At 42.6% G+C, this 25,896-nt stretch carries 18 protein-coding genes and 1 other annotated feature; of the genes, 7 read left to right on the top strand and 11 right to left on the bottom strand.

Translation table 11 applies throughout. The features are described 5' to 3' along the window. Positions 1 to 2: 2 nt before the first annotated feature. The 6 genes from hisH to RHO15_07710 all read right to left on the bottom strand — a co-directional run bounded on the left by hisH (position 3) and on the right by RHO15_07710 (position 5,712). Positions 3 to 614, bottom strand: a complete 612-nt coding sequence (hisH, locus tag RHO15_07735; GenBank protein WVD63366.1) for an imidazole glycerol phosphate synthase subunit HisH — start codon at positions 612 to 614, stop codon at positions 3 to 5. Further along, positions 614 to 1,681 (bottom strand): bifunctional histidinol-phosphatase/imidazoleglycerol-phosphate dehydratase HisB, encoded by a 1,068-nt coding sequence (hisB, locus tag RHO15_07730; GenBank protein WVD63365.1) that lies wholly within the window; start codon positions 1,679 to 1,681, stop codon positions 614 to 616. Before hisB ends, hisH begins: the two co-directional genes overlap by 1 nt. Before the next feature lie 11 nt (positions 1,682 to 1,692). Then, positions 1,693 to 2,760 carry a histidinol-phosphate transaminase gene (hisC, locus tag RHO15_07725; protein WVD63364.1) on the bottom strand — a complete coding sequence of 356 codons (1,068 nt, stop codon included), beginning with the start codon at positions 2,758 to 2,760 and terminating at the stop codon, positions 1,693 to 1,695. Further along, positions 2,753 to 4,072, bottom strand: coding sequence for a histidinol dehydrogenase (gene hisD, locus RHO15_07720; GenBank protein ID WVD63363.1), 1,320 nt, complete (start codon positions 4,070 to 4,072; stop codon positions 2,753 to 2,755). Before hisD ends, hisC begins: the two co-directional genes overlap by 8 nt. Before the next feature lie 5 nt (positions 4,073 to 4,077). Continuing rightward, positions 4,078 to 4,977 (bottom strand): ATP phosphoribosyltransferase, encoded by a 900-nt coding sequence (hisG, locus tag RHO15_07715; protein ID WVD63362.1) that lies wholly within the window; start codon positions 4,975 to 4,977, stop codon positions 4,078 to 4,080. Positions 4,978 to 5,033: 56 nt separating this feature from the next. After that, positions 5,034 to 5,152 (bottom strand) — a sequence feature (His leader region). Between the two features lie 218 nt (positions 5,153 to 5,370). Beyond that, entirely contained in the window at positions 5,371 to 5,712 is a 342-nt protein-coding gene (locus RHO15_07710) for a YegP family protein (protein WVD63361.1), read from the bottom strand. Positions 5,713 to 6,036: 324 nt separating this feature from the next. Between RHO15_07710 and RHO15_07705 the strand changes: the two genes are divergently transcribed. Both RHO15_07705 and RHO15_07700 read left to right on the top strand, forming a co-directional pair. Further along, positions 6,037 to 6,858, top strand: a complete 822-nt coding sequence (locus tag RHO15_07705) for an MBL fold metallo-hydrolase (GenBank protein ID WVD63360.1) — start codon at positions 6,037 to 6,039, stop codon at positions 6,856 to 6,858. 14 nt (positions 6,859 to 6,872) lie between these two features. Continuing rightward, positions 6,873 to 8,093 carry an MFS transporter gene (locus RHO15_07700; GenBank protein ID WVD63359.1) on the top strand — a complete coding sequence of 407 codons (1,221 nt, stop codon included), beginning with the start codon at positions 6,873 to 6,875 and terminating at the stop codon, positions 8,091 to 8,093. A 100-nt stretch (positions 8,094 to 8,193) separates the two neighbouring features. Here RHO15_07700 and RHO15_07695 read toward each other — a convergent pair whose 3' ends face one another. Next, positions 8,194 to 10,380: an extracellular solute-binding protein gene (locus tag RHO15_07695; GenBank protein ID WVD63358.1), complete on the bottom strand. Its 2,187-nt coding sequence runs from the start codon at positions 10,378 to 10,380 to the stop codon at positions 8,194 to 8,196. Positions 10,381 to 10,747: 367 nt separating this feature from the next. Here RHO15_07695 and RHO15_07690 point away from each other — a divergent pair, with 367 nt between their 5' ends. Next, positions 10,748 to 12,127 (top strand): MATE family efflux transporter, encoded by a 1,380-nt coding sequence (locus RHO15_07690; GenBank protein ID WVD63357.1) that lies wholly within the window; start codon positions 10,748 to 10,750, stop codon positions 12,125 to 12,127. Between the two features lie 85 nt (positions 12,128 to 12,212). Here the strand turns inward: RHO15_07690 and nifJ are convergent, their stop codons facing one another. Further along, positions 12,213 to 15,764 (bottom strand): pyruvate:ferredoxin (flavodoxin) oxidoreductase, encoded by a 3,552-nt coding sequence (gene nifJ / locus RHO15_07685; protein ID WVD63356.1) that lies wholly within the window; start codon positions 15,762 to 15,764, stop codon positions 12,213 to 12,215. A gap of 401 nt (positions 15,765 to 16,165) precedes the next feature. Between nifJ and RHO15_07680 the strand changes: the two genes are divergently transcribed. Further along, on the top strand, positions 16,166 to 16,789 hold the full coding sequence (locus tag RHO15_07680; protein ID WVD63355.1) for a LysE/ArgO family amino acid transporter: 624 nt from the start codon (positions 16,166 to 16,168) through the stop codon (positions 16,787 to 16,789). Between the two features lie 125 nt (positions 16,790 to 16,914). Here RHO15_07680 and RHO15_07675 read toward each other — a convergent pair whose 3' ends face one another. Continuing rightward, positions 16,915 to 19,227 carry a zinc/cadmium/mercury/lead-transporting ATPase gene (locus RHO15_07675; GenBank protein WVD63354.1) on the bottom strand — a complete coding sequence of 771 codons (2,313 nt, stop codon included), beginning with the start codon at positions 19,225 to 19,227 and terminating at the stop codon, positions 16,915 to 16,917. Between the two features lie 245 nt (positions 19,228 to 19,472). Here RHO15_07675 and RHO15_07670 point away from each other — a divergent pair, with 245 nt between their 5' ends. Continuing rightward, on the top strand, positions 19,473 to 20,468 hold the full coding sequence (locus RHO15_07670) for an MDR family oxidoreductase (GenBank protein WVD63353.1): 996 nt from the start codon (positions 19,473 to 19,475) through the stop codon (positions 20,466 to 20,468). 35 nt (positions 20,469 to 20,503) lie between these two features. Beyond that, positions 20,504 to 21,229, top strand: a complete 726-nt coding sequence (locus RHO15_07665) for a DUF6348 family protein (protein ID WVD63352.1) — start codon at positions 20,504 to 20,506, stop codon at positions 21,227 to 21,229. Positions 21,230 to 21,296: 67 nt separating this feature from the next. Here RHO15_07665 and RHO15_07660 read toward each other — a convergent pair whose 3' ends face one another. Next, positions 21,297 to 21,725, bottom strand: coding sequence for a hypothetical protein (locus tag RHO15_07660; protein WVD63351.1), 429 nt, complete (start codon positions 21,723 to 21,725; stop codon positions 21,297 to 21,299). A gap of 229 nt (positions 21,726 to 21,954) precedes the next feature. Between RHO15_07660 and RHO15_07655 the strand changes: the two genes are divergently transcribed. After that, positions 21,955 to 24,285 carry a molybdopterin-dependent oxidoreductase gene (locus RHO15_07655; GenBank protein ID WVD63350.1) on the top strand — a complete coding sequence of 777 codons (2,331 nt, stop codon included), beginning with the start codon at positions 21,955 to 21,957 and terminating at the stop codon, positions 24,283 to 24,285. A gap of 371 nt (positions 24,286 to 24,656) precedes the next feature. Here RHO15_07655 and nadR read toward each other — a convergent pair whose 3' ends face one another. Continuing rightward, positions 24,657 to 25,847, bottom strand: a complete 1,191-nt coding sequence (gene nadR / locus RHO15_07650; protein ID WVD64986.1) for a multifunctional transcriptional regulator/nicotinamide-nucleotide adenylyltransferase/ribosylnicotinamide kinase NadR — start codon at positions 25,845 to 25,847, stop codon at positions 24,657 to 24,659. Between the last annotated feature and the right edge of the window lie 49 nt (positions 25,848 to 25,896).

Below are 25,896 nucleotides of genomic sequence, written 5' to 3'. Positions count from 1 at the left end.
CCTTACATCTCCAAAAAGTTTTTCAATAATTGCGCTCCGTTGGCGCCAGAACGCTCAGGATGGAACTGTACGCCAAAAAAGTTATCTTTTTGCACTGCTGCGCTAAATTTTTCGCCGTAATCACTCTCCGCGATGGTGACGGAGCATAAAGGTAAAGCATAGCCATGGACAAAATAGAAGTAAGCCCGCGGTTCGATATCCCGAAATAGTGGGTGACCTGCTTGTGCATGAACTTGATTCCAGCCCATGTGTGGTAGCGGTAAACCATGATTAGGCAGACGAATGATATTTGCATCGATAATCCCTAATGTATTGACCTGCCCCTCCTCACTACGTTTAGCGAGAATTTGCATACCTAAACAGATTCCTAATACGGGCTGGGTACAGACTTTAATCAGTTCAATTAACTGACGCGCTTTTAATTGCGTCATGGCGCCAGAAGCCGAACCAACGCCGGGTAAAAATAGTTTATCCGCATTGAGCACATTTTTCGGATCATCACTGATTATCGGCCGATAGCCTAAGCGTTCTACCGCATATTGAATCGAAGCAAGATTAGCACAGCCGGTATCGAGAATGACAACCCGCTGGTTTGTTGCATGTCTCATGGTCATCACAGGACTCCTTTTGAGCTCGGTAGATTGTTGCCTTCAACCCGAATTGCTTGGCGTAAAGTACGACCAAACGCTTTAAACAGGCTCTCTACTCGATGATGGTCGTTATTCCCTGTTGTTTGAATATGTAGGGTACAAGCCATGGCATAGGCGAGCGATTGGAAAAAATGTTCAACCATTTCTGTACTCATATCGCCCACTTTTTGATGACTAAAGCTAGCGCTATAAACGAGATAAGGGCGTCCGGAGATATCTAAAGTGCACTGTGCTAAACACTCATCCATCGGCAAAACAAACCCAAAACGCTCGATGCCGCGTTTGTCCCCTAATGCCGCTTTAAGTGCTTGGCCAAGTGCCAGTCCGGTATCTTCAATGGTATGGTGATCATCAATATGTAAATCACCTTCTACCTGAATATTCATTTTAAAACCACCATGTGTGGCAATTTGGTCTAACATATGATCAAAAAAACCGATGCCGGTATGAATCTGGCTGCCACCTTCACGGTCAAGCCAGATTTCAACGTCAATCGAGGTCTCTTTGGTGGCTCTTTTGACGCGAGCATGTCTGTCAGCGGTGGTTAAACGCTTAGCGATCTCCGGCCAGTCTAACTGTTTTGAGTTATACAATAATCCTTTGATCGCCATATTGTCAGCCAACTGCAAATCCGTCGCTCTATCGCCAATGACATAACTATTCTCTTTATCCAGCTGACCACTGACTAAATAGGGTAGCACTAATTGGATATTGGGTTTTCGGCAGCGGCAATGATCGGCTGGAAAGTGCGGGCAAATGAGTACTTCTTCAAAGTGAATACCTTGGGAGGTGAATATTTGCATCATCAACTGATGCGGCCCGTCAAATGCGGCTTGTGGAAAACTGTCGGTCCCCAATCCATCTTGATTGGTGATCATGACGAATTTAAAACCGGCCGACTGTAATTGGAGTAACGCTGGAATGACATTTGCTTCAAACTGCAGTTTATCAAATCGGTCGACTTGAAAATCAATCGGGGGTTCGGTGATTAAAGTACCATCACGATCAATAAATAAATACTTTTGCAGCATATAATTTTCCTTTATGAGTGCTGTTTCATCGCTTGAATCAGCGTGTCACATTCGGCGGCACTGCCGATGGTGATACGAACACAATCTTTTAAACCGATTTGTTTATCTTGATCGCGTAAAATAATCCCTTTCTGCCATAACTGATTGAAAAGTGATGAATTAGGCTTAAAACGGACTAACAGATAATTACCAAAGCCTGGGTATACTGTGTCGACTGCGCTAACGCCCAATAGAGCCTCAGTGAGTTGGTGTTTCTGTAAAGTCACCTGCATCACATTATCTTGCATTTGAGTGATCCCTTTATCTGATAATGCTTGTGAAGCAATATCGGCAACAGGGGTTGGTAAAGGATAGGGCGCAATCACTTTCAGTAATACATCAATAATCGGTTTATTGGCCAGCGTAAAGCCACAGCGTAGACCCGCTAAAGCGAATGCTTTGGAGAGCGTACGTAATATGACTAAATGAGGATAGCCTTTCAGCCAGCTGACTACCGAGGCTTGTGGTGAAAACTCAATATAAGCCTCATCCACAATCACGAGGGCTTTGTGCTCAGTGAGTTTTAATAGTGCTTTTATATCGTCCTGATTGAGCAAATTACCGGTTGGGTTATTCGGACTACAGATATACACTAATTTTACGGTATCGAGGTTACTTTCAATCGCTGTTAAATCAAGCTGCCAGTCAGGTTTTGTCGGAATGGCTTTATAATTAATGCCTAGCGTTTGTGCACTCACCTGATACATACCATAGGTTGGCGGACAGTATATAATACTGTCCTGGCCGGGCTGGCAAAATGCACGCATTAATAACTCAATCGCCTCATCTGCGCCACGCGAAACGATGACTTGTTCAGGCTCAATACCGGCATAATTGGCATATCGATTAATCACGTTTTTAGGTTGTGGCTGAGGATATCGATTCAGTGTTTGCGCATTAAAGCTGTAATCAGGGGCTATCGGATACTCATTTGCGTTGAGCCAGACATCACCCTGACCACCCAGACGACGAGCGGATTGGTAGGGGGTCAATAGTTGAATGTTTTTTCTGACCAGTTGATTGATATCATTATTATTCATTGCTATCCCCTTTATCTATTTCGGTTTTTTTAAGTGCCTCAACTCTCAGCGTGACGGCTTGTTTATGAGCGGTCAGTTGTTCTGCCTGTGCCATGATTTCCACCGTTGGTGCGAGTGTTAATAGTCCTTGAGGGGAGAGCTGTTGAATCGTCATACGTTTTTGAAAGTCAGCTAATCCCAGACTTGAATACGTACTGCTATACCCATACGTCGGCAGTACATGATTAGTGCCAGAGGCGTAGTCGCCCGCTGATTCAGGGGACCAGTCACCTAAAAAGACCGAACCGGCGTTGTCGATTTTGTCGACTAATTGTTCAGGTTCACGTGTCTGGATGATCAGATGCTCTGGACCATATTGGTTACTGATCTCAATACATTGGGCCAAATCTTTGGTCACAATTAAGCGACTTTCTGTCAGCGCTTTTGTCGCAATAGCTTGTCGTGATAACTGGGCTAATTGCGTGTCAACTTGATTGGCGACCGCTTGTGCAAGCGTGAGATCTGGCGTCAATAAAATCACTTGGGAATCGGGACCATGCTCAGCCTGAGATAATAAATCTGCGGCAATAAAAGCCGGGTTTGCGCCACTATCGGCGATGACTAAAACTTCAGATGGGCCTGCCGGCATATCAATCGCTGCACCATCAAGATATTGACAAACTTGTCTTTTGGCTTCGGTTACGTAAGCGTTACCAGGTCCAAAAATCTTGTCGACACTCGGTATCGTGTCTGTACCAAATGCCATCGCTGCAATAGCCTGAGCACCGCCGATTTGATAGATATCGGTGACCCCACATAGCTGGGCGGCATACAGAATTTCATCGGCAATCGGGGGCGGGGAGCAGAGAATAATTTGTTTGCATCCCGCAATTTTGGCTGGCGTGGCTAACATCAGTACCGTCGATAGCAGCGGTGCTGAGCCACCCGGGATATATAAACCGACTGACTGAATCGGTCTGGTTACTTGCTGGCACTGAACTCCGGGTAATGTTTCGACCGTGATGGTCGATAACTGCTGGGCTACGTGAAAGGTTTCAATATTATTTTTAGCGATTTGCATGGCCGTTTTTAATTCGGCAGATAAACGAGAGGCAGCCTGCGTAACGGCTTCACGAGATACCTTGATTGTTTCGATTGCCGTTTTATCAAACGCCAGACTCAATGCCTTTAACGCGCTATCCCCCTCTTTTTTTACCCGAGTAATGATTTGTGAGACGGTTTGGGTAATGCTATCTGATGCGGTGATAGCCGGACGTTTTAATAGTGCTTGTTGTGCTGATAAAGTGGATTGTTGCCATTGGATAATTTTCATCGCGGTTATTCCATCATCTTTTCAATCGGTAATACAAGAATAGAACTTGCGCCTAATAATTTGAGCTTTTCCATGGTTTCCCAGAACAAGGTTTCACTACTGACCATATGCATCGCAACGCGGTTATTATCACCGGCTAAAGGGAGAATAGTTGGTTTTTCAGCGCCAGGCATCAGAGCGACAATCTCGCTTAATTTATCACTTGGTGCGTGTAGCATAATATATTTGGATTCTCTTGCCTGAATAACGCCAGAAATTCGTGTCATTAACTTATCAATTAATGCTTGTTTGGCGGTTGGCATCACGCCTTCACGCTGAATCATACAGGCTTTTGATTCATAAATAATTTGAATCTCTTTTAAACCATTTGCTTCTAAGGTCGCACCGCTAGAGACTAAATCACAGATCACATCCGCCAGTCCCGCTCTTGGCGCGACTTCAACCGAACCGTTGAGTAAGCAGGTATTAAATGCGACATTATATTGGGCAAGATAGCGTTTGAGTAAATGAGGGTAGGTAGTTGCGATACGTTTGCCATCAAGACAAGTTATACCGTTATAATTGAAATCACGTGGTGCTGCAATGGATAAACGACAACCACCAAAATCGAGTCGACGTAGTGTTTTATATTGTGGATTTTGACCTTCGGCCTGACGATCGAGCACCTCTTCTTCCAGCACATTTTCACCGATAATGCCGATATCAACAATACCATCAATCACCAGCCCTGGAATATCATCATCACGCACGCGTAAGATATCAATCGGCATATTTTCAGCAAAAGCAATCAGGCGCTGTTCTTGCAAATTAATTTTAATCCCGCATTGTGTGAGCAATTTTTTAGACTCATCGCTTAAGCGACCTGATTTTTGCATAGCTATGCGTAAACGCGATTGGTCGAGCATGGTGATTCTCCTTTTGTCAGTTAAGTTATTAGAGAACCAGTTATCATCATTGAGGCATAAAAAAACCCTCGGAAGTCGATCTTCCGAGGGCTCTCTTATCATGCGTTCACCGGAAGACCTTTCTGTCTTCCAGCACCAAACGCCCGAAGACTATTCAGGGAAATGGTGATGATGAAAACGAACGCAATTTGTCATTTGAAATCTCATGTATTGATAGCTTTAAATTAACGCAATATTTTCATCAATGCAAGTACTGATTTTAATTATGTTATATTTTTTAACCATCAAATAAACAATATCGCGGCGGATCAAGCGATCCGCTGATGTCGATGTTGTACTAAGTAGTCCGGTCAGAATGCGATTTATACCACTAAGTGAAGAGGGCGATTTTGCTTAATTTTTATTTTTTAATTTAGTTAAATCAACTATATCTGATGTGATGGCATGGGCTTTAACTGAGGCAATACCGGCATCTCGGGCACTATTAGTACTGTATTTTTCACTGGAAGCAATAATCTTACCGTTATCGACTGATTTAAGATTAAAGTGTTTTGGCTGCACTACATAAGCGCGTTCTAAAGAGGCATTTTTTTTCACCGCTCTAATACCATTTAAACAGTTTGATTTGGTGGTATACCCTTCACTTTGTAAAATAATTTCACCATTACTGGCTTGTAAATGAAAATAAAATTGATTGTTTTTTGGGCTTTTAAATAGTTCGAATTTACCGCTCATGTTCGGCTCCCTGCTGGTTAAGTTAAAAAGATAAGCATTATGAATAATTTCATTATAACAACAGCTTAAGTAGATAAAATTCAGGATTTGGTAAATGTGCTGTAAAATCAGCAGGTCAAAAAAGTCGCAATTGTTTTACTTTGTATTCCTCATTTAAGGCTTATTTCTGATGATGCAATGTCTATTTGTGAATAATTATTTTCATAAAATTGAAAAAATAATTTGCTTTTTAGTGTCTGTTGTTTTTATGATCTAAATTGAAACGTTCCAATTTTATCGTTCAGCGGTATTGATTTTTTCTAAAAATAAAAACAGGAGACAAGTGTGAAGCTACAATTTCTTGGTACCGGCGCCTCAGAAGGAATCCCTAACCCTTTTTGTAAATGCGATATTTGCGAAAAAACCCGTCAAGTTAAAGGCAAAAATATCCGAACTCGTTCCGCACTATTGATTGATGATGTGATGCAAATTGATTTTGCGCCTGAATTTAGTTATCAAGTGATGCGGGAAAATATCGATATTACTCAGCTTCAAGATCTACTGTTTACCCATACGCATCCAGACCATTTTAATGTCGGTGATCTTTTTAGTCGAATGGAAGGGTATGGTTTTAATATTAGTCATCCCTTACATATCTATGGCAGTGATATTGCGATTAATGGCTGCTTAGCGGTTTTACCTAACTATAGTCGGGAACGTTTTGATTTCCATTTAGCAATACCTTTTATTCCTTTTGATACGGTGAACGGTGCTAAAGTCACCCCATTACTGGCTAATCATGCGAAGTGGGAGTTTTGTTATATCTATTTGATTGAAAAAAATGGCAAAACCATGCTGTATGGACATGATTCAGGTTATTTTCCAGAACTAACCTGGCAGTGGTTGGAGAAATATCGTATCGATTTGGTGATTTTAGAGTGCTCTTATGGCTACAAGCAAAATGATCAAACCAATAATCATATGAGTATTGAAACTGTCTTATCGACACAACAGAGAATGCTAAAATCAGGTATTTTAGCTAAAGAGAGCCGCTTAATTACCTCCCATCATTCACATAGTAGTGGCTTTATGCATGATGAGTTAGTTGCACTATTTGCACCTTATAATATTGAAGTTGCCTATGATGGCTTAATCATAAATTTATAAAAGGATATTTTTGCATGTTTAAAATTCCCCGCTTACTCATCATGATGTTTATGCAATATTTTGTGCAAGGGGCATGGAATATGGTGATTGGCGCTGTACTGGCCGCATATAGTCTCAAGGATATTGTCGGTTCCACATACTCGGTATTAGGCGTGGCAACAATTATATCGCCACTGATTATTGGTATGATTGCTGACCGATTTATTGCCTCACAAAAAGTGATGGGTATACTGCATCTGATCAATTCCGTTGCACTTTATTCGTTATCGTACTTCGTACTCGAAAAAGATGTGAGTGGCTTTTTGGCTATGATCTTTGTGGTTGGTTTACTTTTCTATCCGACCACCGCACTGGCTAACAGTGTGAGTTTCCGGCATATCGAAGGGGTTAAGTGGTTTCCTGTCATCCGGGTTTTTGGCACGATTGGTTTTATGAGTGTTGGATTTTTACTCTTTTATACCGGTTACTCACAAACTGTTGATTCTTTTAAATTAGCGGCGATAGCTTCGGTTATTTATGGTTTGTACTGTTTTACCTTACCCAACACATTACCCGCAGGGAAGGGTAAAAAACTCTCCTGGCGTGATATCTTTTTTCTCGATGCGTTATCCCTGTTTAAAGATAAGTACTTCTCCATCTTTATGGCCGCAACGTTTGTTCTAATGATCACCAAAACGGCTTATAGCGCTTATGTGCCGGTTTACTTACCGGTGCTCGGACTTGAGCCAGCCTCAATGATGCAGATTGCAGTGGCAACTGAAATTATTTTTATGTTGTTGTTATCACTCTTACTGCGCCGTTTTGGTTTCAAAAAGGTCATTTTATTTGGTGCGATCAGCTGGATTATTCGTAGTCTGATGTTGTCACAAGCTGCGGTCTCCGAACACTATCTACTCTATATGGTGGGCGCTTTGATGTTACAGGGACTCTGCTGGGATTTCTTCTTTACTGCCGGTGATATCTACGTAGATAAAAAAGCGAAGCCGGAAATCAAAGCCCAAGCGCAGGGATTACGCTTTATTATCTCTAATGGTTTTGGTGTGTTTATGGCAGCTTCAGTCTCTGGTTATATCAACAATCGTGTTGTTACCGAGAAAGCATTACCCGCCGCCGCGCCGCAGTGGCATGAGTTCTGGATCTATCCGGCGGTGGTTGCCGCTATCGTTACCGTGGCTTTTTGGCTGTTTTTCAGAGATAAAGATGTGATTATGCCAGAAGAACAAAAACAAGCTTAGTCTATCTCTGTATTCAAACAATATAGGCCTGCATATGCGGGCCTATTTTTTTCTGGTGTTATCTGATTAAGATGATCAGCGATCCTGATCATTTTACCGATTATGATGACAGAATGTCTGCCGCTTTTTGTTGTAATGCTTGATTGATGTTATCAATCGTTTGCCTTGAATCCGTATCCTGAATGATCCAGTCTTGAATATGCTGACCAATAATATTTTCAATTAGACGTAAATTGATGGATAAACCACTGCGTGGCAGCGTATTCTCTCGCCTACCGATAGCATACTCTTTTTCACTGAGCTCAAACCAGGGATAGCTGGTCATGATTTTTTTATTTTGGAAAATATTGTCTCTGATATTTGCGCCACCTAATAACGCGATTTGCTCACTGATTTCATCAGAAAATAGCCAGTTAAAAAAGGTTGCGACGGCTTGGTTTTTATCACTATATTTTGATATGCCGATAGAGCCGCCGCCAATTAATGGATGTAAATCTGGTACTGTTGTATAGCCCAAGAGTGGCGCAATATTTTTATTGGTGATGTAGTAAAATAAATTCATATAGACAATCAGCATGGCTAATTGTCCTTGCTCAAAACGAATGATGGATTCATCCCACCATGATGCGCTTATTTTATCGGCCACCGAGAGGTACTCTTTCAGTAAGGCGAGCGTCTGTAAAGCGATAGCTGGATTTAATTCAACCTTATCGCCATGAGTGAGTTGTCCACCTTGTGCGTAATAACGCACTAAAAACTCTGAAGCCAGCAGCTCAGTATTGCCTAAAGTGATGCAGCCGCCAAAATCGACTGGTGAATCAGGATTGATTTTACGATTAAAAAAACCACAGACTTGTTGATATGCTTCAAAGGAGGTCGGGACTTCAAGATGTTGCTTATAGGTTTCAAAGTAGACCCTTTTTAGCCAAGGATTATTAAACAGATCTTGACGATAAAATAGCATCTGGATACTTGGGTCAAAGGGAATCGCATAGGCGACATCCTGAACATAGCTAAAGCGCTCAACGATTTCAGCCGGATAATGGGATAAATACGGCTTCAGATCAAAATCTAATGCGTTCAATGGTTTTAAGCAGCGCTGAGCAAACCAAGGTAAACCGGCGATATCAATACGAATCATATCGATATGTTGGTGCTGTTTAAGCTGTTCGAGGATCGGGGGAATTTCGTTAAATGGCTTAATGACTATCTCGACATCGATATGGCTGATTTTTTTAAAATGTGGTAAAAGCTTGAGAAGCGCTTGGGTAGAAGGGCTGGGCAACGTTAATAAGGTGATTTTGGTCGCAGGTTGCTCAGTGACACTTGCTGGCGACATAGATTGAAATAAAAAGCCACTATTTTTGATTTGACGAGGACTCACTTTATGTTCAAGTAGATCGATGATTTGATCACTTAAGCTGCCATAATTCATCTGATATTGCTGTATCTGTGCCGGATAGATAGCGCTATTATTGGCTAAACTATAGATAGTCGGTGGCGCGTCTAAACTGCCCAGATAACTGGCATTAAGCACATAATGTGCCCGTTCAATATCGCTGGTAATAATGGCTTCGACAGGCGCTTGATGTTGTGAAAAAAAGTCAAAGGCTAAACTATAGGTATTATTCAATGAGGCCGATTCGATATGCTTTAGCTCAACCAGATAGTTTTTGGCGGCAAATTGCGTTAATAATCCCTGTTTGAGTGAACTAGAGTGAGTATGTTTATCATAATTTGAGAATAGCCCTAAACGGCGATACTGCTTTGACATAATCTGCTCTGCGATCTCTTTACCGGCTAATTCAAAATCTAAGCTGATAAACGCAATAGCGTTTTTAGGTTTACGATAGACAAAGACAATCCGTGACGGATCAATTTTTAAGGCTTGATAATAGCTCTCTGCATCGTTAAGTGAGGAGACGACAATGACGGCATGATCTCGTTTTGCGGCAATGCGCTGAATAAACTGCTGCTCAAGCGCCAGCTGATCGGCGGTTAAATAAAGTGCGATATCGTAATCGTGACGCGTATAATATTGGTTTAAGCCGGCATAAAGATGAGCATAGTGTTCAGAAATAATATTGGGTAGTATAATGGAGACAGTATTTGGTTGACCTTCACGTAAAACTTTTGCTTGGGCATTGAGTTGATAGCCCAGTTTTTGAGCGGCTTGTTCAACTAACTTCATTTTCTTTGTGCTGACATTACCTCGTCCATTGAGCACGTTAGAGACCGTACCATGAGAAACCCCCGCCATTTTCGCAATATCTTTAATTGTAGTCATAAACGTTAATTATCAGCTCAGAATAAAAATACTATAACAACTTTATGTCCAGATTATAACTAGTTTTGTGCTAAATTGCGTGTAATTATAAAGACAAATATGACCTTATCAGTCGTGAAGGAGTCTTAAACCGGCCGTTTGCTGATAACCGAAAATTGACCTCACTAAAAACAGTATGCGCGTTAGTTTATAAGTTATTTTTGGACTGTTTTTAGACAAAATTGTACAAATCGTGCCAGCATGAGCTTATTTTTTCTAGGTTATTTTTAATAAAAGCGTAAAATAACAAAAATAGCTAAAAACAAAGTGACATTGTCACATTAATCAATCGGCTTATTTTATTTATTACTTATTTAGAGAATATGTTGTGACAAATCAATCTAACCAAATTTATGATAACTTAGCGAACGAAAAGCTGAGTAAGCTGTTCTGGCGATATGCTTTACCGGCAATTGTTGGGACAGTCGTTAATACCTTATATAATATCATTGATGGTATTTTTATTGGTCACTGGGTCGGTAAGTCGGCGTTAAGTGCTTTAGGTGCCGTATTACCGATTATGAATTTATCCGCGGCTATCGGTATGTTGGTTGGGGTAGGATCGGCGAGTCGAATCTCGATTGCCTTAGGTCAAAAGAATCATCAGATAGCAGAGGAGATTGCCGGCACCTCTTTTATTTTGACGTTGCTGCTCAGCGGATCGGTTGCGATTTTATTGCTGGTTTTTCTTAAACCTGTTCTGATGTTTGTTGGGGCGAGCGATGTAACCTATCCCTATGCCCGTGATTTTTTACAGATTTTTTTACCGGGTGGACTATTTTTGACCCTCTGTTTTAATTTCAATAATATGATGCGTGCTTGTGGCTATCCCTTTAAAGCGATGATTACCATGTTAATTAGTGTTGTCGCCAATATTATTTTAGCGCCGCTATTTATATTAGTGTTAGGTTGGGGGATGCGCGGGGCAGCGATTGCGACTATTATCTCTATGGTGATTAGCTTTGTCTTTGTGATGCAGCATTTTATTAATAAAAAGAGTGATATTCGTTTACGTCGCAAAAATCTTAAGCTGAGATTCGATATTGCAAAATCGATTTTGTCGATTGGGCTGGCTCCATTTATTTTGGTACTGACCTCATCAGCTGTGGTAGTCTTGATTAATTTCCAGTTACACCATTATGCGCAGATAAGTCAGATATCTGGCGATGATGCAATTGCGGCCTATTCAAATGCCAATCGGCTGATTTTATTTGTCGCTATGATAGTCATTGGTTTAACACAGGGCATGCAGCCAATTATTGGTTACAACTATGGCGCAAAAAACTTACAGCGGGTCACAAATACGCTATTTTACACCATTAAAGTCGCGACAGTGATGACGTTTCTTGGCTTTTTAGTCAGCTTCTTTTTCTCAAAAACCTTAGTCGCTTTATTCAGTTCTGATCCTGATATTGTTGCGCTGTCGGCCACTGCGTTACGTTATGTCACATTAGGTTTTACTTTTATCGGTTTTCAGATTGTCGCGACCAGTTTTTTCCAATGTATTGGTATGCCAAAGCAGGCTATTTTACTCAGCTTATCCAGACAAGTATTACTGCTCATTCCAGCGCTTTGGTTGTTACCAATGTTTATCGGTTTCAACGGTGTTTGGCTAGCGGCACCCATTGCCGATACTTTGTCCGCGGTGATTACGGCTTTTCTGCTTTATTATCAATTAAAGTGTTTTCATCAGCGTTTTAAGGTCTAACTGAGCTATTAAAGATAATCGAAGTCGATTTTTAAGTGATAAAAAAGCGCGCAATGAGCGCGCTTTTTGTTGATGTTGATATTCATTAAGCCGGATCGATTTCTGGTGGGATCTCAATCTCGACATGCTTAGATAACATTTCCAGCAGTTTATATTTTGCTGAAATCGCTAGCGCGGCATTTTGATGTAGTGCTTGGGCAATCTCAGGTTCAAGCGTGGATAAACGACGGAAACGTTGCTCTTTTAAGATCGTTTCATTCAACACTTCAATAGCTGGTGGTCTGGAGTCTAATACTAGCCCTGGTTTACCTTCCATCAGACGACGAGGATCATAACGGTAGAGTGCCCAGAAACCTGATTTCACCAGATTTTTCATCTGTTCGTGTGAGTAGGCTAAATCATAGCCATGCTCTTCGCAAGGAGAGTAGGCAATAATTAAGGACGGGCCGTCATAGGCTTCAGCTTCCTGAATCGCTTTTATCGTTTGATTGAGCTGTGCTCCTAAAGCAATTTGGGCAACATAGACATGACCATACATCATCATACTCACCCCTAAATCTTTGCGCATTTTTGCTTTACCCAGCTCAGCAAATTTGGCCACTGCTCCCATCGGGGTCGCTTTTGATTGTTGACCGCCGGTATTGGAGTAACCTTGTGTATCGAGCACCATGATATTGATATTTTCAGTCAGACTTAACACATGATCTAAACCGCCAAAACCGATATCATAAGCCCAGCCATCACCGCCAATCGACCACACGGATTTTTCGATCAGATAGTCGGCATCTTGGGATAACTCCGCTGCTGCAGGCGAAGAGAGTTGTGTGAGCTGACCGCGTAATTGAACGAGTAAATTACGCTTATCGGCAATAGTGGTATCATTTGACTTCAGCGCAAAAACGATATCTGCCGGTAATTCCGGTGCCAGTTCATCGAGTAAGCGTAATGCTCTCTTTTGATGATGGGTATAAGTTAAACGAAAACCCAGTGCGAACTCGGCATTATCTTCGAACAGGGAGTTAGCCCAGGCAGGTCCGCGTCCCTCTCTATTGGTCGTATAAGGAGTTGAAGGCAAATTGCCGCCATAAATCGATGAACAACCGGTTGCATTGGCTATCGCCATACGATCACCATATAACTGTGTCAGTAATTTGATGTAAGGCGTTTCACCACAGCCGGAACAAGCACCAGAGTATTCGAATAACGGTGTTAAGAGTTGCGAGGTACGAATATCAATACGTTCTATCGTATTGATGTCTCGATCTGGCAGTGCGAGGAAATAGTCAAAATTCTCTTTTTCGACCGCCAGATTATCAATGCGAGATTGCATATTTATGGCTTTAATACTGAAATCGTTACGATCGCGTGCCGGGCATACTTCAACGCAAAGATTACAACCGGTACAATCTTCCGGGGCAACTTGTAATACATAACGCTGTCCTTTCATATCGCGGGCTTTCACTTCTAACGATTGCAAAGTCGCTGGTGCATTGGCCATCTCGTCGGGCTGTACCACTTTGGCGCGAATGGCGGCATGGGGACAGGCGACTACGCAGTGATTACACTGTGTACATAAATCACTTTGCCAGATAGGGATCTCTTCAGCAATATTCCGTTTTTCCCATTGCGTTGTACCAACCGGCCACGTACCATCAGGTGGAAATACTGACACTGGCAGCGTATCACCTAAACCAGCCAACATGATACCTGTCACCGCTTTGACGAAATCTGGGGCATCATAAGGCACAATCGGCGGACGGTTCGTGCTACTGCTATCAACACATTGTAGTGGGATCTCGATTAAAGAGTCGACCGCCATACTGAGTGCTTTCCAATTCTTTTCGACAATATCTTGGCCTTTACTATTATAGCTTTTGGCAATCACGTCTTTTAGCTGCTCGAGGGTAAAATCTTTTTTGAAGATTTCAGCTAAGTAGAAGAAAGCGGATTGCATTACCGTATTGATACGTGCACCTAGCTCACATTCACGGGCAATTTTAGCTGCATTGATAATAAAAAAGCGTGCCTCTTTTTTGATCAAGGTGGCCTGCACCTCTTTCGGTAAACGGTGCCAGATCTCTGCTTTACTGTAAGGGGTATTGAGTAGGAAAGTACCGCCTTGACGCAAATTTTCCACCATTTGGTACTTATCAATAAATTGATCTTGATGACAGCCAATAAAATGCGCTTGACTAATTAGATAGGCTGACTGTATTGGTTCAAGGCTGACCCGAAGATGAGAAACGGTTAAGCCGCCCGCTTTTTTCGAATCATAGACAAAATAGCCTTGGGCATAAAATGGTGAACTGTTACCGATAATTTTAATATTATTCTTGGTGGCGGAAACGGTGCCATCACTGCCTAATCCATAAAACAGTGCCTCTAACGCCGATTTTTGCGGAATAGACTCCTCGGGTAAAGGGAGCGATAAGCCGGTGACATCGTCATAGATACCGACAGTAAAACGCGGCTTCGGTCGGGTTTTTTGTAACTCATTGAAGATAGCCAGTACGCAGCGCGGGTCAAACTCTTTTGATGATAAGCCATAGCGGCCACCAATAATCAGGGGCATGCTATCACGTTCACCATAACTCGCCGCTTCAGCGAAAGCACTCATGATATCAAGGAATAACGGTTCTGCTTGTGAACCGGGTTCTTTGGTACGATCGAGTACCGCGATTTTTTTGACTGTTTGTGGAATCGCCGCCAGTAAAGCTTGCGCTGAAAAGGGTCGGAATAGTCTGACCACTAAGATACCGACTTTTTGATCTTGTCCGTGTAGTGCATCAATCACCTCTTTACACGTACCGACCGCCGAACCCATTAAAATGATGATCCTCTCGGCATCGGCTGCGCCATAATATTCGTAAGGTTGATAGTGACGACCGGTTTCAGCGGCAAAAGCAGCCATAGCCTCTGCAACATGCTGATAAGCGTTATTGTAATAGGGATTAACCGCTTCACGGCATTGAAAATAGGTATCTGGATTAGCCGACGTGCCGCGAATCGCCGGATGATCTGGCGTTAAGGCACGTTTTCTTTGTTCGGCCATCGCTTGATAGGGCAGCAGTTTATTGATTGATTCATCACTGAGTGATTGAATTTTATTTATTTCATGTGAGGTTCTAAAACCGTCAAAAAAATGAATAAAGGGTAAACGGCTATTGAGCGACGCTATCTGAGCAATTAAGGCAAAATCTTGCGCCTCTTGTACCGAGCTTGCGCACAGCATAGCGCATCCGGTTTGGCGCACGGCCATCACATCAGAGTGATCACCAAAAATTGATAAGGCGTGGGTAGCAACCGTTCTGGCGGCAACATGCAACACAAACGGCGTCAATTGCCCAGCCAGTTTATATAAGGTTGGAATCATTAACAACAATCCCTGCGAGGAGGTGAAGGTTGTTGCGAGCGCACCGGTTTGTAGTGCGCCATGTACCGTCGCAATGGCGCCTGCCTCTGATTGCATTTCAATGATTCTAGGCACATCACCAAAGATATTTTTTTTATTAAATTCAGCCCAACTACTGGCTTGCTCTGCCATCGTAGAGCTTGGCGTGATGGGATAGATAGCAATTATTTCATTGGTTCGATAGGCGACAGAAGAGACGGCACTATTAGCATCAGATGTGATCATGTTAAACCCTTTAAGACAGATAATTTTGCTGTAAAAACTGCTGATATTGTAACAGAATCCGGGTGAGGTTTTATAGTTTCTGATTATAAAAATTCCGCAATAAAATCAATGTATTATAGGTGTTTGATTTTATTGCGGAAATCAATCAATACGCATGATAGGGCGACGCTAATATTGAGTTAATTTGCTGATTTTTAGCAATAATACGCAATATTCTGCTGAGGGGATTTTTGAGGGTTATACACGAAAAAGTCGTGTTCATTTGCTTAAACGTCAAATATCGGTATGGCCAATAGTATTGGCTGTCAAAGAATAATAGTAGTGAAGAGGTTCGTCTTAATATTATAATAGCTTCTTACTGTGTTTGATTCGTGATATCAATAAAATATAGGAAGCGTAGTGTGATAAATGAGATCTTACGTGGCGCAATAGTATGCAGCAGTTTAATTATTGCTATTGGTGCTCAGAATTTATTTGTTTTAAAACAGGGACTATTACGCAATCATATTTTTTGGGTCTGTACTATCTGTTTTGTTTTTGATTTTTTGCTGATGACGGTTGGCGTGTTGGGGGTAGGTGAGATGATTAATCAAAGTAAACTCGCTACCCAGATTTTAGCCCTGTTAGGCGGGTTATTCTTAATCTATTATGGGATTCGTTCTTGGCGCAGCGCATATCGTGCCGATAGCTATATGCAGATAGATACTGAAAATAGACCGAAAACTCAGTTAAGGTGGGTCGTATTGAGTACGCTTGCGGTAACACTACTTAATCCGCATGTTTATCTTGATACGGTGGTCATTGTGGGCGGCGTGACGGCGATTTTAAGCTATGAAGAGAAATTACTATTTTTAATTGGTGCTGTAAGTGTTTCGGCAATCTGGTTTTATGGAATTGGCTATGGTGCCAGATTATTAACGCCACTATTCAAACAGAAGAGAATGTGGGTGATCCTTGATTTTGCTGTAGGCTGTCTGATGTTCTATATTGCTTTTAGTCTGTTAAAAGAAGCTTTTTTCTACTGAGTAAATTGAGGCTGCTGATTGTTCGCTCGGTGCGCACCTCTCGCGCTGATTGCCGCTAAACATACCACATCTTATTCGATTTAAGCCCTGACTCAGTTAATCAGGGCTTTTTTATTATCGGTGAATTATGATCTAGGTTTAAATTTTAACAAACGTAACGCATTAGCGGTGACTAAAGCGGTGGTGCCTGAATCAGCCAGCACGGCGAACCAAAGTCCAGTCATCCCTAAGATACTGGTGATCAAGAAAATGGCTTTTACCGCTAAGGCTAAGCTGATATTTTGTCGAATATTTCGATTAGTCGCTCGCGCTAATTGAATCAGTTTAGGTACACTGAGTAGATTATTTTTACTCAGTGCTGCATCCGCCGTCTCGAGTGCGACATCAGTGCCTTCGCCCATGGCAATCCCTACGGTTGCGGCTTTGATCGCTGGGGAATCATTGATGCCATCACCAATCATTGCGGTGACTGAGGTGTGACTGAGTGTTTCAATTTCGGCCAGCTTGTCAGCGGGCAGAAGCTGTGCACGAAAATCGATTGCCAACTCGGTCGCTATCGCCTGAGCGGATCGGGCATTATCACCGGTGAGCATAATCGGGGTAATCCCTAGTGATTTGATCTGCGCGATGGCCGCTTTAGCTTCTGGACGGATTTGGTCTTGTAAAGCAATCAGTCCTAATATATGTGACTCATTGGCGATCAAGACAACGGTCTTACCTTGATTCTCTAATTGGGCTATCCGTGTTAGCCATGTATCACTCAAAGCAAGATCAAGGGTTGCTGCTTTATTGGGTGAGATAACATAAATGAGTACATCGTTGACTAATCCTTTAATACCCACACCGGCAATGGCTTGTCGCTCCCTCGCCTCGGTAATGGTTATTTCAAGTGCTTGGGTTTTCTGGATGATCGCTTTAGCCAGAGGGTGTGAAGAGCCCACTTCAACGGCTGCCGCTGTTTGCAAAAGTGTCTGCTCAGAGAGTGACTCACTGATCATATCGGTTATTTGTGGTTTTCCTGCGGTGAGGGTGCCGGTTTTATCAAATGCCATGGTCTGAACATGGCCCAACTGTTCAAGCACGACGCCACCTTTAATTAACACCCCATTTCGTGCTGCGGTCGATAATGCTGAGGTGATGGAGGCGGGCGTCGAAATGACCAGCGCACAGGGACAGCCAATGAGCAACAAGGTTAACCCACGATAAATCCAGGGATACCAATCTTGCGCGGTAAACAGGGGGGGAATACTCATCACCAGTACGGCTAATAGCACGATTGCTGGGGTATAGTAATGGCTAAACTTATCGATAAAGCGTTCAATCGGCGCTTTTCGCTCTTCAGCATTTTCAATCAGTTGTAATATGCGATCGACGGCATTTTGACCTGACTTTGACACCACTTGTAACTGAACTGTTTTATCCACCACCATTGAGCCCGCCATAATAGTCTCGCCGCGGCGATACTCAACCGACATTGATTCGCCAGTTAATGCACTTTCATCAATCGTGACCATCGCACTAATGAGCTGCACGTCGGCAGGTAAGCGGCTCCCGGAAGCTGCTTCAATAATATCACCTGGTATTAATGATCTACTCGATACCGCACGACGCAGATCGTCCTCAATTTTGATGGTCTCTTCTGGCATTAAGGCGACTAAAGCAGATATCCCTTTTTTGGCACGATTAGCGGCTAAGGCTTCAAGCATTTCACCAATCATAAATAGGAATAACACCATTGAAGCCTCTTCAGCGGCTCCAATAAACAGTGCACCGAGCGCCGAAATCGACATTAAACTTTCAATCGAAAAAGGGCTACCGGCACGGATTAATCGCCAGGCTTTCCCTAAAATAGGGTACAGACCAAATAGCGAACTGAGGATAAAGGCATAGTTACCCAGTGAGGGGCTCCATAACAGCGTGATAAGGGTACTGATGACAATCAATACCGCGAGGATGACCAAATTCACAATGCTACGCTTATTGAGCATATGTGAATGATTATGTCCGTCATGATCGTGATGCTGATTATCTGCCTCGCTTGAAACCTTTGCATCTAAACGTGTTGGCATAAAACCTAAACGACGAATATTCTCCTCAATTTGAGTGGCCAAGCTAGGATCTGAACTGTTTGCCGTAACGACTAATTTTTCAGTCGCAAAAATCAGGCGCGTTTGGCTCACCGCTGGGAGTGATTTAAGACTATTTTCTATTTTTTTTGCACAGCTTATGCAGTCCATGCCAGCGATTTTCCAGCTATATTGCTGATCAGCAGCCACCGCGTTGATGGGATTATTCTGCTCGGCGGTGTCAGGTATCGGGGGGATTGAATCGCTCTCTTCATGATCGTGATGTACGTGATCATGCGTATGTTGATGGATATCTGCGGTATGATGGTGTAAATGTTCGGCCTGTTTTTTTGATTTGTTATTATATAACATAACGTTATCCTATTGGGTTAACAACGTCGATTGTACATGAATTGAATCAAATGAAAAGGGCAATGTCGATCTGGTCGATTGATCTGATGAGTTGTCAGATGATTTGGTTATAGATTTTATTAATCGAGCGGCAGTCATAATAAAATTTTATTTTTTTGAATCCAAACCGACCAGGATCATTTAATATAGCCAGATAAATTTAATCCGGATAGATTAGCGATCCGGTTCTTATTGAGGAATTAACGATGACTTTTCACGCATTACTACTCACTAAATCAGCCCAAAAAAGTGAACCGGCTAAAGTGGAAATAGCCACATTAAATCAGCAGGATTTACCGCAAGCCAATGTACTTATCAAAGTCGATTACTCTTCATTAAATTACAAAGATGCTTTAGCGATAACCAGCCGAGGTCCCATTGCCAGAATTTCGCCATTAGTACTCGGTATTGATGGTGTCGGTCAGGTGGTTGAGAGCGAGGATAATCGTTATCACGTCGGCGATATAGTGGTACTCAATGGTTGGGGTGTCGGTGAGCAGCATTGGGGATGCTTATCACAATATGCTCGTTTAGATAGCCGTTGGTTAATCCCAAAACCGATGGCTTTATCCGCCTGGGATACTATGGCGATAGGCACGGCCGGCTATACTGCTGCACTCTGTGTCATGAAATTAATCCATGCTGGCGTAATGCCTACGCAAGGCCCGATTCTGGTGACGGGCGCAAGTGGCGGTGTCGGCTCTTTTGCTATTGCACTGCTCTCACAGCTAGGTTATCAAGTCACAGCAGCTACTGGAAAAATGGCACAATCTGACTATTTAATGCAGCTTGGTGCACAGCATGTGATCGATAGATCGACTTTATCCGCAGCAGGTAAATCGCTGCAGAAAGAGCAGTGGGCTGGGGCGATTGATGCCGTCGGTTCTTTTACACTAGCCAATGTCTGCGCACAGATGCAGTACCAAGGCGTCGTGGTGGCTTGTGGACTTGCTCAAGGGATGGATTTTCCTTCAACCGTTGCGCCATTTATTTTACGCGGCGTAACCTTAGCTGGGGTTGATAGTGTGATGGCTTCATATCAGCAGCGAATAGAAGCCTGGCGTTTATTGGCTAAATACCTTAATCATACACACTTAACCCAAATCGCTAAAACCATTTCATTATCCCAAGTATTGGACACTGCCCAGCAGATGATCGCCGGTGAGATAACTGGGCGTTTTGTGGTGGATGTGAATCAGTAGTGCGTCGTATTATTTAGAAAAAAAGGGGAAGCGGGATGGGATTATTGAGTCGATTTAAACACCCTAAAATGGCAGATCATCAAGAGGCTAAAACGCTATTTCTACAAGCCCTAAAAGATCGTTTAGTGGCCATGCAATATCATGTCGTCATGGATAAACATCATATTATTATTGAGTCGCAGCTCACGATTGTTGTTGAGATGATTGATGACAGCCAGACTTATTTAAACGCTTTGCATTTATGTATGCGACTGAAAAATCACTACTTACCCGGCGATATTGAAGAACATATTATCGGTTGGGGAAACACGATACAAAAACAAGTGAATACCGCGCTAGACTATTTTATTAGCGTGGTTTTTTTACCGATTCAAGGCGCTTTTTCCGAAAGTCATCAGTCGGATTTGGATTTTATCGCGATGATTGATGAACGAAAAATCCTGTTTCATCCTAAACTGGGCAAGCTTTTCTTATCCGGCGAGTGGCCTGTTTCCCCCGCAACCGATCACTTTTTTAACTTAATCAATACGTCCATTCGTACGCAACTGATTGACCGCAAATTTAACTGGCTTAAAATTTGTTTTACTCATGCGGGACAAGGTATTGTGCAAGTCCAGTGTGATTTAAATAATCAAGCTTGGCCAGCCGGTCAACAGATTTTACAGCATTATGTACAGCAGCTACCTAAGCCACAGGTAGTCACTGCGGCAAGCCAAATGATCATATTCAGATTGTGTGATGCGTATGAACAATTAATTTAGGCCAATAACGTAATTTAAGCCAAATTATATTAACCGCTTTTATTCTGTTAGTTATGAAAGCGCGGCGCTATTTAAGATCCTGACAATTAATTTGATGGGTTGGATCTAACTGCCAATCTTGGCGTGTTAAAAGCTGGCGATGCTGGATAATGTCATCGTTATAGATTAAATACCAGTGTGTGCTTGGCTTATCATCTGTGGCGGCATTCACATTGGCAATCTCAACACAGACGGCATAACCCAAAATAGCCTGTTGATGAGCGCTGTCGGTAATAACATATTCAGCACGGGGTTCACTAAAAGTGACTTGTGAGATTAATTCAGGATCGGATAAATGCTGGTTATTCCAGGCTAAAATCATATCAGCGACATCAAGGGGATAACGGCCGAGTTCCGCTGTGGCCATATCTGGTAACCATGAGGAAGCGGCCGATATCTGCTTATCCTTATTCGTATGACAACTGATCAGAAGGGGGAATAAGAGCAAAAGTGGCATGAATTTTTTCATATTATTAGTGGTTATGGTTAATCTCGCATGCTTGCTATTTTAACCGATCTTAAAACAATACGGCTATTAAAATCAATCAAGTGGTTAATGATGATAACAAAATTGTGATAAGCTCGATCAATCATAGTAGATAGGTATCTGATTAATCATCGATAATTGATTGCTTATATCGTGTGATTGACCGGCTGATTAATCCTAAAATATTGAGTGATGATTGATGAAAAAACTGAAGTTAAGTGCGACCCACTATGGAATTTTACAACAAGATGAACAGACCGGGCAGATAATCCCTTTTGCCAATGATCAGCATGCTTTACCGATGACGCAAGCGGCAGTTGAGCGGGCGAGTGCAAAAAATCGAATTTTGTTTCCCTATGTGCGGAAGAGCTATCTTAAGCACGGTTATCAAAGTGATCGAAGTCGGCGTGGTCAGGATAAATTTGTCAAGGTCAGCTGGGACACCGCTGTAGATTTGATTGCTAATGAGCTAAACAGAGTTTATCAGCAGCATGGCCGACAAGCGGTGTTCGGTGGCAGTTATGGCTGGCATACCACGGGTGGACTGCATAATCCACCGGTGCTATTGGGCCGAATGCTAAATATTCTTGGCGGCTATGTGAATGTTACTGAAAACTATTCAACTCATGCGATAGCGGCTATTACCCCTTTTATCACCGGTGAAGATGAAGCCAAAGCCCCCTTGACCCATTATCCTGATCTGATTGAACACAGCGAATGTATCGTTTTTTGGGGATGTAATCCACTGGTGACCAATTTGATTGGTTGGTTACCTTCAGAGCATACGAGCTATGACTATTTTGCTCAGTTAAAACAAGCGGCACAGACGCGTCAGCTTGATTTTATCTGTATTGATCCCGTCTATCATGAGACTGCGGACTATTTTAATGCCCAGCATGTGGCTATTCGTCCGGGCAGTGATGTGGCGCTGATGATGGGGATGGTTCACTATCTCTATACCAATAATTTATATGATAAGGCTTTTATACAGTCACATACGGTTGGATTTGAACGTTTTATTGATGATGTGCTGGGCTTCTCGGCAGATAAAACAGTAAAAACGCCTGCTTGGGCCGCACAGCAAACTGGTATTGCACAAGAGATGATTATCGCGTTGGCAAAACAGTTTATCACTCAGCGTACCATGCTGATGGCGGGTTGGGGAATGCAGCGGGCAATCCATGGTGATCAGACGCATTGGATGTTAATTATACTAGCAGCAATGCTTGGCCAGATCGGTTTACCCGGTGGTGGCTATGGCTTTTCGTATCACTACTCTGATAATGGCGCACCGAAAATCGATCTGGCATATTATGCTGCATTTACAGGTATCAGCGCGGAGAGCCAGATTACCGGTGAGTGGCAACATCGCCCCATCCAGACTATTCCGGTATCGCGGATTGTTGACTGCCTGCTTAATCCTAATCAGACGATCAGCCATAAGTGTGGTCAGGTGACTTATCCTGATTTGAAACTGGCATACTGGGCGGGTGGTAATCCATTTCATCATCATCCTGATCGCAATTTGATGATCCAAGCCTGGCAAAAGCTCGATACTTTTATTGTTCATGACGTTTTTTGGACGGCTACGGCAAAAATGGCGGATATTGTGTTACCGGCTACCCTCGATATTGAGCGCGAGGATATTGTTAAGACCAATAACCATCGTTTTATGATTGCCATGAAACCGTTAATCAATAAACCCCCCCAAGCCTGGGATGACTACGATATTTTTGCCGCTATTTTGAGCCGTTTTAGTGATGAGCAGTATCAGGCTTTTACAGAAGGGCGGACCAAAATGGAGTGGTTAAAGAACTTTTATGATAAGACGCTGCAAAATGCTAACCAAAAAGGTATCAAGATGCCTGATTTTGCGACTTTTTGGCAACAAGGCTGGTTTGAGTTTGTGCAACCTTCTGTCAGTAACGTAATCAAACACGCTGATTTTAGGCAAGATCCACAGCTATATCGCTTAAATACGCCTTCCGGCAAGATAGAGATTTTTTCACAGCAGATAGCGCAGTTAGCTTATCCAGACTGTCCGGGGCATCCGATCTGGTTTGCAACAAATTCAGTCTCTGATGGATATCCATTGCGGTTAGTGACGCCTCATTCACCACTCAGGCTACATTCTCAGCTGAATAATACCACGTTAGGCCAATCAGCCGATATTGCCGGGCGCGAACCGGTTTGGATTCATCCGGACGATGCTGCCAGACGGCGGCTTAAAACCGGAGATATTGCGCGGGTCTTTAATCAGCGCGGTCAGATATTAGCTGGTGTTTATGTAACTGAACGGGTGGCAAGTGGGGTAATGAGTATTCGGCAAGGTGCCTGGTATACGCCTGATACATCACAACTGATCAATCGATTATGTCTGCATGGTGATGTGAATGTCTTGGTGAGTAATCAACCTGTTTCTGAATTTTCCCAAGCAAATCAAGCATCGACTACGGTTCAAATAGAGAAATATCGGGGCGAAATAAGTGCCGCGGATGTCTTTCAATTGCCTGATTTTACTCAAATTTAAATGTTTCTGTCTCTGACTTAATTATACCGCCCCTGTTCTCCAACTCTTTTTTGGGTATTTTGGGACCGGCAGCTTATTGTTCGGGTTAATAAGTTTATTTTTTTGCGACTCAAGTTAATCATCGTAGTATGGCCTACCCGACTGGGGTCTTCTTATTTTGGGTTCTGGTCTATTTTATCATTTGTGGCATGGTTGATTTGATGATGAATCTGCTTAATCGTCATATGGAGTTACTATGTGAGAAGATAATCTGGATGATGTTTGGAAAAACGGGTGTGTGCAGATATCGTTAATATGGATATTCTGGCTAGCTGTGCATGATGGGTTGATTTGGTCATGCCACTAGCCAGTATGATAATCTGATGACCTGATTAGTAGTCACCTTGATTGACGATATTGAGGATATCATCGGCGAATTGGACGGCTTGATTAAACCGGTCAAGATAGGTATTTGAATCAATATATAGGGTACGCCCCTCGGGTAATTGATTGGGAAACTCTTCTAGCAGGGCTTGAAAGAGCGGGTTGGTTTTACTGCGATCGGGATTGACGCGCAATCCATCATCCACCCATTTAACGGTTGGCGCTAAATAGATGACATAATCATAGTTCTCATTATGTGCAATGGCAGCCACAATCGGGTTGCTGTAACCCTCAAATAAACGATGATAATATTCAGTAATAAAGGCATTGGTATCAATAAACACGATTTTATTGGCGTTTTTGAGCGCTTCTTCTTCCAGCTCTTTATTGCGATAGGCTATTTTGGCATAGTCATAGCTTTCATAGAGTGACTCATCCATAAAAATGACTTGTTCTGAGTAAGTACGTCCATACTCCTCTGTCCAGCTGGTATTAAACAGTTTGCCCAGCATCATCGCCATGGTTGATTTACCGGTACTTTCCTGACCAATTAAACAGACACTAATGGTATAATCTTTGCGGACAATCGAGGGGATATAATCCCAGTGTTTATAGATATTATCGCGCACCATGGTAGCCGAAATAGGCACGCGTGTCCGGTTAGAGTCGACTAAAACGGGGGTGATTTGTGGCAGATACTGCTGCATATAGTCCATCTCTTCAGGTTCACCAGAAAAGAGCGCGCAATCCTCTTCAACAAATGGGCTCACCAACTTAGCAAACTCTTTGCGGCCGTAGGGATATTCCGGAATGGTTGATTCATCAATCACATGTATGGAGATATGTTTAATCTCATTGTAGGTGTGCAGTAACCATTTTTTCCGATTTTTTAAACCTAAGCGTTTACGATCACGAATATTCTGTTTATCCACCCAGCGCTGATCATAGGAGATAATCACTTTAAGATGCTCACACTGACAAGCGGCCAGATTAATCAGATTGATATGACCGCGCGTTAATGGGGCAAATTTACCAATGACGATACCATTTTTAAACATGAAGACCTCTGCCTGTGTTTGCCATGTGTTTGGGCTTGATGATAACAGAAACGGCGGGTGATCGGCTAGCAGAGAATGGTGAAAGCTATGTTTAATGATGGTGTTAATTTGAGATTGGATAGTGCCAGCCGAGTTGAACAATCCGGCCAATCGCTTAGTCCATTTTTTATGCTGTTTTTTTCAGCAATTA

This window comes from Orbaceae bacterium lpD01 (assembly GCA_036251705.1).
In the GTDB taxonomy this organism is placed as follows: Bacteria; Pseudomonadota; Gammaproteobacteria; order Enterobacterales; family Orbaceae; genus Utexia; species Utexia brackfieldae.
Note: the sequence above shows the minus strand (reverse complement) of the source record. Positions and strands in the feature narration are given on the sequence as shown.

Coding starts and splice junctions, on each gene's coding strand:
- hisH (WVD63366.1), bottom strand. CDS start 614: ATGACCATGAGACATGCAACAAACCAGCGGGTTGTCATTCTCGATACC.
- hisB (WVD63365.1), bottom strand. CDS start 1,681: ATGCTGCAAAAGTATTTATTTATTGATCGTGATGGTACTTTAATCACC.
- hisC (WVD63364.1), bottom strand. CDS start 2,760: ATGAATAATAATGATATCAATCAACTGGTCAGAAAAAACATTCAACTA.
- hisD (WVD63363.1), bottom strand. CDS start 4,072: ATGAAAATTATCCAATGGCAACAATCCACTTTATCAGCACAACAAGCA.
- hisG (WVD63362.1), bottom strand. CDS start 4,977: ATGCTCGACCAATCGCGTTTACGCATAGCTATGCAAAAATCAGGTCGC.
- RHO15_07710 (WVD63361.1), bottom strand. CDS start 5,712: ATGAGCGGTAAATTCGAACTATTTAAAAGCCCAAAAAACAATCAATTT.
- RHO15_07700 (WVD63359.1), top strand. CDS start 6,873: ATGTTTAAAATTCCCCGCTTACTCATCATGATGTTTATGCAATATTTT.
- RHO15_07695 (WVD63358.1), bottom strand. CDS start 10,380: ATGACTACAATTAAAGATATTGCGAAAATGGCGGGGGTTTCTCATGGT.
- nifJ (WVD63356.1), bottom strand. CDS start 15,764: ATGATCACATCTGATGCTAATAGTGCCGTCTCTTCTGTCGCCTATCGA.
- RHO15_07675 (WVD63354.1), bottom strand. CDS start 19,227: ATGTTATATAATAACAAATCAAAAAAACAGGCCGAACATTTACACCAT.
- RHO15_07670 (WVD63353.1), top strand. CDS start 19,473: ATGACTTTTCACGCATTACTACTCACTAAATCAGCCCAAAAAAGTGAA.
- RHO15_07665 (WVD63352.1), top strand. CDS start 20,504: ATGGGATTATTGAGTCGATTTAAACACCCTAAAATGGCAGATCATCAA.
- RHO15_07660 (WVD63351.1), bottom strand. CDS start 21,725: ATGCCACTTTTGCTCTTATTCCCCCTTCTGATCAGTTGTCATACGAAT.
- RHO15_07655 (WVD63350.1), top strand. CDS start 21,955: ATGAAAAAACTGAAGTTAAGTGCGACCCACTATGGAATTTTACAACAA.